We start from the raw sequence: 13,136 nt of genomic DNA on the forward strand, positions 1-13,136 counted from the left end.
TTCGAGAGGATAAATCGGATAATATCCTGGTAAGGGGGCCTTTAGCCTGCCCTTAACATCCGACGATAATGAGGTTGGGCATGAAAGCGACCACGATATATGATGTTGCCAAGGAGGCGGGCGTCTCCATCGCGACCGTCTCCAATGCGATAAACGGTAAAGGAAAATTAAGTAACAAAAAGCGCGATGAAATATTTAAGGTGATGGAACGTCTCCAGTACAAGCCAAGCGTGATCGCTTCGGCCTTGATGGGCAAGAAGACTTACACAATCGGGCTGCTCATTCCCGATGTATCCAACCCCTTTTTCTCAGAGATTGCACGTTCTGTGGAGGATTTGGCGCATTCCGAAGGGTATAGCGTCATCGTTTGCAGTACGGACAACAAAGATGATCGGGTAGAGAAATATATTCGGCTGTTGGAGCAAAAAAGCGTAGACGGCATTTTGATCGGGACCGGCGTGGAAAATGCAGATATTCTGAGGCAGCTGACGGAAAAATCGTTGTCTATCGTCATGATTGCAAGGGAAGCCGTCTCGCTAAAGGTTCACAGCGTCCTGACGGACAACTTCAAAGGTGGGGCACTTGCCGCCGAGCATTTGCTTAGCAAAGGCCATCGCCGGATTGCGGTGTTGTCAGAAAATTTCAAGGTAACCAGCAGTTTCGAGCGGGTCCGAGGTTTTCGATTTGCGCTGTTCGAGGCGGGAATCGCTCTAGACGAAGCGGATATTATCTCGTGCGATTCCAGCATCAGAGATGGAAAACGGGCAGCTGCGGCACTAATTCGCAGGGAAAACAGTCCATCGGCGATATTTTGCTGCAACGATTTGCTTGCTATCGGTGCATTGCAAGCCGCCAAGGAAACGGGAGTACGGGTACCCGAGCAGCTGTCGATTATCGGCTTTGATGATACGATTCTCTCTACCGTGACGAATCCGGCGCTTACAACGATCGCCCAGCCAATGGACCAAATGGTCAAGCTGGCATTCGACTTGCTGATTCGCAGCTTGGAGAACACGGATGAAATCAAGCAAAGAATCGTTATGCAGCCGGAGCTGATCGTCAGGGAATCGACGGGCAAATTAAATGTTTAGAAAAAAGACGCTCACCACTTGTGCGCAAAATTCGGATTTTGTACATATGTCCATTACGGTAGCGAGTCTGAGGCGCAACTTTCTCCAGTCGAGGCTTACCAGAATCCCACGCCTGATCAGTTAGCATGGCTTCAGCTTTTCCTTTTATCCGCAGATCAAAAGATGCTTGCTGTTGATATAGTTGCTTATTGGCCTTATCAAGATCCAATTTTAATTGATCTTTTGCTTTTTGAGCAGAGCACCAATTATTGACGTCGGTCAATTGTTGCTTGGAAAGATCTTTCGTAAAACGAGGTGTGTCTATTACCCAGCACGATCCTTCAATGTCTGGAGGGAAGAATACCCAATTATTGAGAGAGGTTGTTTTGTCATTTCTCAATTTAGTGGCATTTTTATAGTAGATATCCATCGAACTGCTGCTTTTATTCTGAATATCCTGACTGCTTTGGATTTTATCTGATATTTCGCTCACCAGATGTTCGAATTGCGTTACTTCACCTTTTAATGCAAGCGTCGACTCATTCTCCACTGGAACATCGTCGATGACTTCCTTCACCTTGTTATCAATTAGCTCCTCGGTGAATGTCGGAGTTACAGTTTTGCCATCTGTAAAGCTATATTCCGTCCGCCAGGATTGTTTAGCAAGTCGATCAAATGTAATCTTCGCCTTTATGGTTGCGGCGACATCGAGGTCGGGCCCATCTTCCCATCTGTAGAACCATAAAAAGATGCTAATAACGAGGAGAGTAATACAAGAAAGTAAAATTGCTTTTCTCAATATATGACCCTCTTTCATGAAAAATGATGACCCTTTTTTTATCCATTGCTTCTACATCCAGCTTACAACGTTAAGTGAACTTGCTAGCGAGTCAAAGGATACTGGTCATTTCTTATTCAACACGATATATTGTTCGAGTTTGTTGCGCTATCCTGTCCGTTCGTATTATGAGGTCACCAGATCTTTCTGGTCGACCTATCGATCAACGTAATCTCGTTACCTTCCTTATCCGTCTCAATCGGATCATGAAGCGATACGTCTTTCCTAGTCTTCTTCAGAGACCGAAGGAGCATAAGTATTTCGTTACCAATACAGCGGGCTGCAAAAGTCGCAAGTGTCGTGCCTTTACCGGTCTGAAAGCTCTCGATTGCCTTGATCAATCCAATCGTCCCAATCGAGATCAGATCCTCGAAGTCTTCACCTGTGTTGTCGAATTTTTTGAGGTTGTGAACACGAAGAAAGGTAAAGTTACGCACTCTAACAATCATATGACCGTCCTGGAGTGGCCAAAATTGAATTATTGCCTCATGACTAATTCGCTAGAAAATAGATGGTAATGTGGTGCATGGGCAGCATCGTACAGAAACAGACAGGCTTTTATCTCCAAACTGAAATGCACCCTTTTCTCAATCCTTGAAACATAACTGCGACTTATCCCCAGCTCCGAATGATAACTGGCAGGGAAATAATCGGTAGCAAAAGCGCTTGCATTATTGGTTTTTTGTGGACAGTCCGGGTACCGCTGCGTCCAAGTTAATTCCAGTGTAATCACCTTTGTGAGCAACTAAAAAATCCCGCCCCAAAGACATTCTCTTAGGGACGAGATTATTATTACAATTCATGAATCACCCGGGCAACTCGGTTACGAATTGATCTAGATGACCATGATTTACCCCCACCCACTAAGCAAATCGATACTCTTCAGGATCTTCCGTATCATAGCCAAAGGCATCAAGCGCCGGCCATAGCTCAGGGGCAATCGGGTAATTCGCGAGCTCCAACGTCTGGGCTACCCGTTCCGGTTTACTCATGCCGACGACCGTACTAGCGATCCGCGGGTCGCGAAGCGAAAATTGAAGTGCGGCGGCGGCAAGCGGAACATCGTATTCCAGGCAAACCTTGGCGAACATACGCGCTCTCTCCAATACGAGTGGCGGAGCTTCGCTATAGGCATAACGTGCGTATGCATCTGGTCCTTTGGCCAATATGCCACTGCCATAAGGAGCGGCGTTAATGACCGCCACGCCAATACGACTCGCGACATCAAGCAAAGGTTCGGCAGCCCGATTGAGCAGCGTATATCGATTGTGGGTTTCAACCGCACTGAACGCTCCCGTTTCGACATAACGAATGAGCATATCGATTGGTCCGCCGGATATGCCGATGTGGTCGATGACTCCATGCTCTTGAAAATTTTGCAGTACTTCTAACGGTCCGCCGGATCCCATTACATTTTCGAAGGTGGTATGTTCAGGATCGTGGATGTAAACGTATTGCAGACGTTCAAGTCCTAAGCGTTCGAGACTTCCTTCGATGGAACGTTTGATCTGTTCGCCGCTGAAGTCGCCGGTTATAAAGTCGCGGTCGGCTTTGGTGGCCAGCACGTAACCTGCGGGAATACCACCATTCGCATGAATGGCCTTACCGATTCGCCGTTCGCTCTCGCCTTCGCCGTATGCCGCAGCCGTATCCAGAAAGTTGATTGGGCTTTCGAAGGCGGTACGCAACGTCACCAATGCTTGTTCTTCCGACGTGCTATATTGAAAGGTCTCCGGCATATCCCCGAGCGGAGCAGCTCCAATACATAGCGGTGATATGAGTAGGCCAGTACTGCCAAACGGCCGTTGGGATAATAATGAGTTCGCCATGGAGTGTTCCTCGCTTTCTGATATTAACTGGATTATAACGACACACCCAAAAAGCCCCGTGTCATTTGAAAATCGATATTACCTTGCTGATAGAGACGCGGCACATAAGTATGTTCCAAAATTTCTTTGCTACGCTCGAGAATATGATTCACCCATAAGCTAGGGTTGCCCTCGAGTACCAAATCAACATCTTGCTTATGGTTATGCAGTACTGCCTGTTCCGACGTCACTTGCAGCATTGGGACGAAAGGATGCGTCTGCATCGGACGATCACCGATCAGCGCGATTATTAATTCCACACCTGTGGCGGCTAGTCCTGTGATCGTCTCCACCCCATGCGTTGTTGGAGTCTCCATAATGTGGAAGCCGTTTCGGCGGATGTGTTCCCCATAGGCAATAGTCGGCCTAACTTGAGACGTGCTAAATAGATGCTGACTGAACGCTTGCTCGGCAAGTAATCCGCTGTTCTCGGGAACGACAACCAAGCCTCCGGCCCCGACAATCATCTTGGTCAGTGCCTCTAGCTGCTCGCCGGCATCTTTGTTAATGGCACCAACGCTTACGATCCCGATGCACAGCCCTTCCAGACCGACCGTCACCTTCTCCGCAGGATCGGCCGCAACCAATCGATCGGCGAACCAGGCCTCAACCTTCTCGCTCACCTTGGCAATTCCACCGTCGAGCTGGATGCTGGCATAACCAAGACGGCTCGCATCGACACCCATCACATCCATCTGATGGCGCATGTAGTCGTTATGCGTTTTCTCACAGCCATGCTCTAGCAGCAAACAATGCTCCACCATCGGATGCGTAATATAGCCGATCATCGTGCGGGCAAACAGTGATTCAGCTGGCCCCCCCGAGGTGCCGCAGCCTTCCGTGTGCGCCAATGTGACAAAGCGCGAGCGCTCGGGATACCCTAATCCTTGCTCGTTCAGGCGCCGTGTGATCATGCCAGCTACCTGTCCGGCACAAAGACTGGTCGGCACGATCAAGCCGATATTGTCACTGGACTGCCGATTGCGATGCCGAGTAAAGGAAAATTGGATCGGATTAGCCATCGTTACAGCATTATCTTCAATTTCTATCGGATCTCCTGTCGGTACAGGAGTGTGAAGCAGCGTCCCCAGCTGACTCGCATCGTTCTGCTGCCAGTTGCGCCAAATTTGTACTTGTGCATGGCCCGCATTCTCGCCGACGCTTCGCTGACCAGAGGCAATGTGGAGCGCCAACTCGAATACCTCTTTGCCCAGCTCATCCATGGACTTGCCTTCCAGATACTGCCCCGCGTTCACATCCATATCGTTCGACAGCAATTGGAAGCGGCGAGTTGTCGTGACCACCTTGACCGTAGGCACATACGGAAAGTTGGTGATCGAACCATTTCCCGTTGCAAAGAAGATCATGTTGCAGCCTGCGGCTACCTGTCCGGCGATGCTCTCTAGGTCATTGCCAGGGCTGTCCATGAAATAGTACCCGCCATCCTTCATGAGCTCCCCGTACTCAGTTACATAATCGATCCGCGTTGTCGGGTCTTTCTTCATAGCGGCGCCTATAGATTTGAGATAGATGTTGTACAAGCCGCGATACATGTTGCCGCCTGACGGGTTACCTTCCGCACTGGTGCCGTGCCAGGACGTGCGCTCCTTAAATCGGTTCACAATTTCCAGAAATTTGCGCGCGGTTTCCACGTTACGTACTTTCGACAGGACATATGGCTCCGCGCCAATCAACTCATCCGTTTCGGCAATACTAGCCGCACCGCCATAACGCACCAATTGTTCCGAAACCCAGCCGAGCAGCGGATTCGCGGATACTCCGGAAAATGCGTCCGAACCGCCGCACTGCAAGCCAATTCGCAAGTGGCGGATGGATTCATGCGTCCGCTGCATCGTGTCAACCGTTGACAGCCATTCCCGTACTATCGCTTCACCTTTAACCAGCTCCTCTTCGAAGCTGCCTGTGAGCGACACGAAATTATGCAGCACTTCATCGATCGGATAGCTATGTTCGCGTGCATAAGCCTCCACCATTTTGTTCGTAACCGATTCATTGCCATAATCGACAACCAACACCGCTCCGACGTTCGGGTTGACCATGAAACCTGCGAGCGTCCGCAGCAGCAAGTCCACATTATTCGGCTTCTCTGTGCCGCCCTCCGTGTGAGCGACGGGAACGATCCCGTCTATATTCGAATCGTTCTTCCATTCGCCTTGCAGACGAGTGGCAAGCTCATTCACGTAGCTCCCCGTGTGCGAGGTGGTGCCAAGCAGTACGATGTAGTTCCGGGTTCCAACCCCGCGATCTTCATGGCGGCGATATCCCATGAAAGTGCGCGTATCCTTAAAAACTGGCGATGACTGTGCCGGCCGGAAGTTCTCCTCATCAAGGATATAAGGAGAAACTTGATCAGTGAAATTGGGCTCCAATGGCACCACGAATGTCAAACGACGCACACTGAGCGCTTCCCGTACTGTTTCGTTGATCACATATTGGCCGGGCTGAATCGGCTTAAGTGCCACGCCGAAAGGCAAATGCCACGAAAGCAGATCTTCGCCAATAGCGATTGCTTTCACCGCAAATCGATGGCCTTCCATAACCGTGTAATCCAAGACGAGGAACTGGCCTTCATACTTAATGATGGTACCGGAGTTCAATTGGTGAATCGCAACGGCGCAGTTATCCCCGGGCAAGGGAAGTCTCGCTATTTCTTCAAATTGGTAAACAACGTCCATCGATGACTGGCTCCTTTAATGCTTACGTGTGGAATGAGGACGAATCCCAGGATTCGATTCAGCCTATAATAGAATAAATTGAGTTTTTTCCAAGGTTTGTGCTGTTTAAACAACAATATTCCCATCCAGTTGATGAGCATTCAGGCAAAAAGTCTTTGTATCACTCCGTCAACTTCGGTGTAATCCATCCATAATCTTTCCGCTGCATACTCCAAAAATGTTGATAGGCATCAATTTTTTAGAGAACATAGCCTCCTTGATTTCGGTGTACGCACATATTATTGTACTAGAAATATGGCATTTGTTAATTCTTTACCTTTGCAAAAACATACTCTATTTTGATATTCTATAAATAAGACAATAACGAAGTGAGATGATCTGGGGAGGTTCGGAAAATGCAAAAACCGCTTATAAAGAACTTTATTAACAACCACCTCCTGCCATTTGACATTGTATTTAAGGACCAAAAGACACCAAATCGTGAACTACCAGAGCATCTTCATGATCGCTTTGAATTGGTTTATGTTTATAGTGGAAAAGGTACGTTTTTCTTAAACAAAATGCTCTATGAGATGAATGAAGGAGACCTCTTCATCATTCCTGGAAATACCATTCATCAGGCATTGCCAGATTCTGAATCTCCAATTACTGCCACTGCTCTCTTTTTTGATCCGCAACTGATCGGGCATTATTCGGCAGGTGATTCGTTTACGAATATGCAAGTTTTTGAGCGATCCCGAAAATATAAGAGCTATAAGCTTGTTGTCCCAGCGGCCATGCGCCCTATGCTTGAAGAAAAACTCAAACAAATGCATGAAGAATTGGAAATACACGAAGCTGGTTTTAGATACGCAGTTCAACTACATTTAAATAGCCTTCTGATCAGCATTAATCGTTTGATATTAAAAGAATCCCATCATCAACTGGCCTCGTCCGATGTCGGACCCTCCTGGTTACTAAACATACTTCAACACATAGATCAGTTTCACACTAACCAAATCGCTGGACTTTCGTATTTGGCTAAGTACACTTCAGTATCAGCCGCTCATTTATCTAGGGCGTTTAAACAACTAACCGGGATGAACATCACCGACTATGTGAATGCCAAGCGAATTTCAACTGCAAAGGAGCTTCTTTTAACTACTGACTTAAGTATTGAGACGATCGCCCACAATTGCGGTTATGAGAGCTTACCTTATTTTCATAAGTTATTTAAGAAGTTTACTGGCGTTACCCCAAGCCTATATCGCAAAAAAGTAATTAATGAATCTGATAAACCATTTTATGGGGTGTCGTCATCTCCTGACGGTACGAAGATTGCCCTATTATACGAGTGACAAGAGTTCACGATCAGCGTGGGTAAGAAAATATCCACACAAATGATTGAGGACATTTTCAAGCATGAGCAAGAGGACAATCAATACTATATTACTTCAGTACGTTGGCTGCCAGATGGCAAATTGGTAATTGCGAATAATATCAAGTGAATGATTTAAACTTCCAATAACAAAATATCAGATAAAGACTTCAATTCATCTTGAGATGCTAACTATGACCCACTTTATCTACAGTGTAAAAAACCCCTCATACTAAGTTATTATTTGAACCCTCCACACCTTGGATAGGTGTAACGAAGGAATGTAAGGGCGTAGACCCGTCGAGTCGTGGGATGGTAAACCTTCAGGGAACCGATAGCGTTTAGCGGATGGGTCTATGCCCTAATCGGGTACGTACTCGGTCCTCCGTGCTTTCTTTGGTCGAAATCCTGCGAATGAGTCAATTTACGTGATGCATCTTAACTTAAGCTGCTTCTGTCCAGGTCAAGACGGTTTTCTCTGGCGTGAACGTTTCTCCTCGTTGAACAATACCGACTAGAATTCGAGCCAGCTTCCCAATTAGCTTAAATATGGATTGCTGCTTTTTCATCTTCTTTTCTTGCACATTATGCTCATGCAGATGACGAATGCATTTATAAAAGGAATCCCGTTTATTTCGGTTGCCTCGATATTATCTGTATCAAGCTATCGTTCCCATCGTATTGAATAATTTCTCCGTTATTGAGATGTCAGAAACTCAAGCTCTTTTTTCGTTTCCGGATTAACCATTATGCTATCTGTAAGGTTTGGACCAATACTTTCGCAATGATAAAAAGGTCCACCAGCGTTGAACTTCCCCCGTCAAGTAGACAATTATATAATTAGAGCACTAAGCAGCCTTAGTGGACAATATTTTGAAAAGCGTCAACAAGACGCGATTGTAAAACAAACGGTTCGCAAGCTAGAAAGCCTAGGATTCAAAGCTTCTCCACTATCGTGCCCGTTAGCCATCCATGCCGCTCATGCGACACCACAGATTATGGAAGTACATTGCGTTCTTCCATGGGAGCGTAATAAAGGACTGCCCGGCTGGCCTCATGTATCGTTTTTTGTTAGCTGAACAATATATAAAATTACTGCCTAAGGACCAATCACCCCAAGTACTTTCCCTTCAACGTTTTCTGTCGGTATTGGAGTGAAGAACCTGCTATCATTACTGCGAAGCCAATCATCACCTACAAGATAAACACTGTCTTCGGGGATCTCGATTTCGTTCTTGGTTGATTCTTGAAAATAATTCACGTCATTTTCGATATTCTTTCTGGTGCGATTATCTAAATCACTATTCTTTAAAATTTTTTTCAAACTTTCAAGATCATGCCCCCCTCGATGGGCTCTTCCGTAAAAAGTATCAAGAAATTTGCCGTTAATATAGATTTGTCCTTTGTCAATTTTTACTTTTTCGCCGGGGAGCCCGATTACTCTAGAAATACTGTACTCACCCAGATTCTTTTTAGTTTCAGGATTTTTGAAATATACGATATCGCCGCGGCTAATTGCATTCTTGTTATAATATTTTAAATCAATCACAACCTGCCCTTCATAATCATGATTACCTCGATCCATATTGTCATAGTTGTGATTATAGACGAACTGATCAGGATTCACCTCATTTTGAGTCAAAGTAATAATCGTTGGTTTTGTCGTGGAGTCCGTAATTGTGATGGGCGTGCCACCAGAACTGCACCCCGTAATTACAAATAAAATAATAAAAGAAAAAATTGCTTTTCTCATTATTTTTGCTCCTTTTTCTTCCATTAAATTAGGACACTAAAATATACCGAATGTTGCGTTAAACTCCTGTTAGGTGAACAAAGACTGCCGATTTTGCCAGCAATCTTTCGTTTAGCTCGTTGGCAGGAGATGCGACAACCACGTCAATAAATTTTTGTAAGTCGTCTTGAGTTATATCGTCTATTTCTCTCGGGAGAGCATCAATTTAGAGCTTAATTGGAAGTACGTATAAATTGGATTAATCCAATCACTACCAACATCAATACAAACACAATCATAAAGCTTATTACAAACTTAACTATGCCTGATACCTGTGTTTTATTATGGGCTTGGTTCTCGAGACTCTCCAAGCGTTTTTTTATTTCTAGTAAGCCCTTTTCTTGATTCATCAATAACTCCTTTCCTCCTATGGTATTTATTTCCTCCATTTTCTCCTATTCTCCTGTACGTAATGATAATGGATTTTGTTGCGCATAACTGCCAGTTAGCTCAACGTCCGTCAGGACATCTGTATATAACCGCTTATTTTATACATATGTATGTTGGCCCACGATTGTTGCAATTGAGCTTCTTACCAACGGCATCGACTCGGTCGGCACAAACGCCGAGCTGATAAACGGCAGGAAGATAATCGGGTAGGAAATGCCCCCACTGTAAGGTGGAACGTGATTCCTTCTGTGTACCCTTACCTTTGCCAATTGTGCACATATCCGGATCAAAATCTTGTACGTCAATTGTCGCTTCTTCCCCGCGGCGTAATGCCACTCCCCAGAACAAAACGGAGCATGGCATAATCTCTTTTCCCTTTTACTTCTGACCGATCAGGAACCTGAGTATCTGTCTCATTTGTTCGACTGTTACTGATGTGTCCCGATAAGATTTTATCTTCTCACCCTTAAAGTCTGATTTGCTCCACTAGGCCATATATATCATCATTCCCAATGAGGAGGTGGTCTTTTCCATATGAGTAACAAGAAAGTCAAAGAGGGTTATTACGATATCACTCTAAGCGAAGTCAAAGGCAAACCAAGCTTTTACACTAAAGTGTACCTAGGACTCAGCTCCGACCTCCTTCACCAATTAAACAGTGTACCTTTCATCAGTTTTATCTACAACGATAAACGGTTGTTCGTTCCGACTAATCGAATCCTTTCTATTCACGAAAATTACATTCTTTACACTTGTGAGAAGTGTAGTCGCGACATCGAGGCAGAACACTATAGCGTAACACGTGATGGCTGCTATGAATGTCTTAATATTAATGATGACTTAAGTGATGATGACTTCTTAGGTGTTCTTTGAATTAAGGCAAATCAAGAATAATTCAAGAAGCAGCAGCTCAATTTTGAATAAGAATGGAGCGCGGATTCAATGGAAAAAGCTTCATTTATGCGCAGGTTTGCGGCGCAAGCGTTTGACGGATTTGTAGCGAATATGATGGCGGGTATTGCGGGTATGATTGTTGGCTATGTTTATGGTGCGGGAGGAACGGAAAACGCGGTCACCATCAACATCATTGCTGGAATAATCGGGCTGTTTATCGGATGGATTTATTACATTGAAGTGCCGGTGAACACGAACGGGCAGACCTTGGGGAAGCGAGTGTTTTCCATTCGGATTGTCAAAGAGAACGGGACACCGATCAACAGATGGACGATGTTCGGGCGTGAGTTTATTGGGAAGTTCATTTCCACCATCCTCTTAGGAATCGGGTACTTAATCGCACTGGGAAACTCACGCCAAGCGCTGCATGATCGGATGGTGAACACCATCGTTACCAAAGAAAACTAGGGACGCAGACAGTATTTAAGCAACCATCTCGAAAAAATCCGGGCTCTTCTTCGCCGGCTTATTTTGCAATTCAACTACAAAGAAGTCCATGATTTCCAGTCAACACCGACAGTTGAAGCAAGTTTTTGTTTTGTAAGTACAATTATTCTCGAAAGGTTGCGGGAAGCTATTACGGATTAATATAAATATGGTTGTGATAATAGCGCTTTCCGCAACCTTATATTTCAATCGCCACAAAGGATCTTCTTAGGTCCTATTTTTGTTGAGAAAAATAATTTTCTGGTTCGATTCAATTTCCTTAAAAAATGACAGGCCTTTTTATATATATTATGCGTGCTAAAAAAACATAAAGAGGAAGGTAGTCATACAAAATGAAAAATACAATTGTTTGAAATTTGCAAAGACTTGGGCTGCCCTAGTTTGTTCGCTCATAAAGTGTGTCATTGAGCTTTGGACTGCTCCAATGCAGGCGCATAACGGACTGAAGCGTCAGGCTCTTGTCCAAACAACTGGCAGCTCTTTAACCCTCCCTCTATTTTTTTATTCTTTTAGTGAGAGTAATTATACAAGAAATGGTATAGAGCAAAAGAATGATCCAGGAATATTTAAATAATCCTTCATTAAAAGAAATGTAAATAGAAAATGGAGATGACCAAACAAGTGCAATAATTAAAAGAGATAGGTTAGAAACAAACGATGCATAGAGTGCTAAGCAAGAAGGAAGAAGAAGCATAAAATGCATTGGCCAGCTAAACTGTGCTGAAGTTCCGAGGTAAGTAGTTTTTGCAAAGATCAGTAAACCTATCAAGGATCCTAAAACTCCGAATAATTTATTAATAGAGTAACCTCCTCTAATCGGCTATTTTTCGATATGGCGAGAATGACAGGCTGCTTGGGCTGTGGGGAAGTCTCCGTCATCGACTTTTTGGATGGAATTTAGTAACTCTTTAAAGCTTTAAAGCAATACATCATAAAAGTCGGATTTTATAAATATGTATAAGTCGGTTTTGGGAAACAGATATTGGATTTAAATACTAAACTTTAATTTGAATGAGGTATTTTAGGATCATGATTGAGTTCAATCGTCGCTCGTTGCATGACTGATTCAATGATTCGTTTCATTTAGCAGTCTCCTCTCCAGTGATATAAGAAAAGACTTCATTATGGGCACGATTGTTCATCTTAAAAAAATAAAATTTTTCTTTAATCGTTTTAGCTATAATTGCTTCTCCATTCCGTTATTCATGGATTGCAAACACCTCTAATAGTGTAATTGGTTTCTTCGGCATCTCCGGAGCAGCTTTTCGGACTTTTCTATACCGAAAACGGAAGTATTTTATCAACCGTCACCACTTTAGTTTCGAAGCTGTAGACCATTTGCGTTATCGATCTGTATTTTTAGATATCTCCCTCCATATTTTATGCCATTAATTCTATGTCGTTGCCGCTGTGTGTAACACCACTTTATGTGCGAACAGCTTGACCGAACATCTTCATGCTGATCGCCGTTCCCTTGCTTCATATCCCCAAATAATTTGTTGTAGCTCTCCTTAATTACATAAATGACATGTTTGATGGGATAATTCTGACCCAAAGTGCAATTTTAGAGTGGAATAAATTATTTTTTTAAAAATTGGGGAGGTTTTTATTACATATTTAAGTATGTAAGTGAAAACCCGCATAAATATAGGAGAACTGGTATTATCCCCTTCAAGTAGACACTCAGAAAAAAAACCTTATGGTACCATAAGGAATGAGTGAAC

General features: G+C 44.3%; 8 protein-coding genes and 3 pseudogenes. 3 read left to right on the forward strand and 8 right to left on the reverse strand.

Annotated features, from left to right (window positions below):
* Positions 1–80 precede the first annotated feature (80 nt).
* The gene (locus ACFPYJ_RS16060; protein ID WP_379189175.1) at positions 81–1,091 is read left to right on the forward strand and encodes a LacI family DNA-binding transcriptional regulator; all 1,011 of its coding nucleotides are present in this window, start codon (positions 81–83) and stop codon (positions 1,089–1,091) included.
* On the opposite strand, the gene ACFPYJ_RS16065 is transcribed toward ACFPYJ_RS16060, so the two are convergent.
* The 4 genes and pseudogenes from ACFPYJ_RS16065 to ACFPYJ_RS16080 form a co-directional block, all read right to left on the reverse strand.
* The gene (locus tag ACFPYJ_RS16065) at positions 1,060–1,869 is read right to left on the reverse strand and encodes a hypothetical protein (RefSeq protein WP_379189176.1); all 810 of its coding nucleotides are present in this window, start codon (positions 1,867–1,869) and stop codon (positions 1,060–1,062) included. The two genes, ACFPYJ_RS16060 and ACFPYJ_RS16065, sit on opposite strands and share 32 nt — an antisense overlap.
* 197 nt (positions 1,870–2,066) lie before the next feature.
* Positions 2,067–2,357 (reverse strand): annotated as a pseudogene (locus ACFPYJ_RS16070) (sigma factor); the annotation flags it as partial.
* 414 nt (positions 2,358–2,771) lie between these two features.
* On the reverse strand, positions 2,772–3,737 hold the full coding sequence (locus tag ACFPYJ_RS16075; protein ID WP_379189177.1) for an aldo/keto reductase: 966 nt from the start codon (positions 3,735–3,737) through the stop codon (positions 2,772–2,774).
* A gap of 32 nt (positions 3,738–3,769) precedes the next feature.
* Entirely contained in the window at positions 3,770–6,472 is a 2,703-nt protein-coding gene (locus ACFPYJ_RS16080; protein ID WP_379189178.1) for a UxaA family hydrolase, read from the reverse strand.
* Positions 6,473–6,867: 395 nt separating this feature from the next.
* Between ACFPYJ_RS16080 and ACFPYJ_RS16085 the strand changes: the two genes are divergently transcribed.
* Positions 6,868–7,809, forward strand: coding sequence for a helix-turn-helix domain-containing protein (locus ACFPYJ_RS16085; protein ID WP_379189179.1), 942 nt, complete (start codon positions 6,868–6,870; stop codon positions 7,807–7,809).
* A 463-nt stretch (positions 7,810–8,272) separates the two neighbouring features.
* On the opposite strand, the pseudogene ACFPYJ_RS16090 reads toward ACFPYJ_RS16085, so the two are convergent.
* From ACFPYJ_RS16090 to ACFPYJ_RS16105, 4 genes and pseudogenes are all read right to left on the reverse strand, one after another.
* Positions 8,273–8,434, reverse strand: a pseudogene (locus ACFPYJ_RS16090) (IS110 family RNA-guided transposase); the annotation flags it as partial.
* Between the two features lie 494 nt (positions 8,435–8,928).
* Complete coding sequence (gene lepB / locus ACFPYJ_RS16095) at positions 8,929–9,582, reverse strand: signal peptidase I (protein ID WP_379189181.1); 654 nt, start codon at positions 9,580–9,582, stop codon at positions 8,929–8,931.
* Positions 9,583–9,794: 212 nt separating this feature from the next.
* Positions 9,795–10,010, reverse strand: a complete 216-nt coding sequence (locus ACFPYJ_RS16100; protein ID WP_379189182.1) for a hypothetical protein — start codon at positions 10,008–10,010, stop codon at positions 9,795–9,797.
* A gap of 129 nt (positions 10,011–10,139) precedes the next feature.
* A pseudogene (locus ACFPYJ_RS16105) lies at positions 10,140–10,223 on the reverse strand (ABC transporter permease); the annotation flags it as partial.
* Positions 10,224–10,953: 730 nt separating this feature from the next.
* On the opposite strand from ACFPYJ_RS16105, the gene ACFPYJ_RS16110 reads away from it, so the two are divergent.
* Complete coding sequence (locus ACFPYJ_RS16110; protein ID WP_379189183.1) at positions 10,954–11,373, forward strand: RDD family protein; 420 nt, start codon at positions 10,954–10,956, stop codon at positions 11,371–11,373.
* Positions 11,374–13,136 lie beyond the last annotated feature (1,763 nt).

The organism is Paenibacillus solisilvae (assembly GCF_042656405.1).
GTDB classification, from domain to species: Bacteria; Bacillota; Bacilli; order Paenibacillales; family Paenibacillaceae; genus Paenibacillus_Z; species Paenibacillus_Z solisilvae.

Excerpts from the sequence above, each read along its gene's own strand:
- ACFPYJ_RS16060 (WP_379189175.1), top strand. The coding sequence starts at position 81 with ATGAAAGCGACCACGATATATGATGTTGCCAAGGAGGCGGGCGTCTCC.
- lepB (WP_379189181.1), bottom strand. The coding sequence starts at position 9,582 with ATGAGAAAAGCAATTTTTTCTTTTATTATTTTATTTGTAATTACGGGG.
- ACFPYJ_RS16080 (WP_379189178.1), bottom strand. The coding sequence starts at position 6,472 with ATGGACGTTGTTTACCAATTTGAAGAAATAGCGAGACTTCCCTTGCCC.
- ACFPYJ_RS16085 (WP_379189179.1), top strand. The coding sequence starts at position 6,868 with ATGCAAAAACCGCTTATAAAGAACTTTATTAACAACCACCTCCTGCCA.
- ACFPYJ_RS16075 (WP_379189177.1), bottom strand. The coding sequence starts at position 3,737 with ATGGCGAACTCATTATTATCCCAACGGCCGTTTGGCAGTACTGGCCTA.
- ACFPYJ_RS16100 (WP_379189182.1), bottom strand. The coding sequence starts at position 10,010 with ATGGAGGAAATAAATACCATAGGAGGAAAGGAGTTATTGATGAATCAA.
- ACFPYJ_RS16110 (WP_379189183.1), top strand. The coding sequence starts at position 10,954 with ATGGAAAAAGCTTCATTTATGCGCAGGTTTGCGGCGCAAGCGTTTGAC.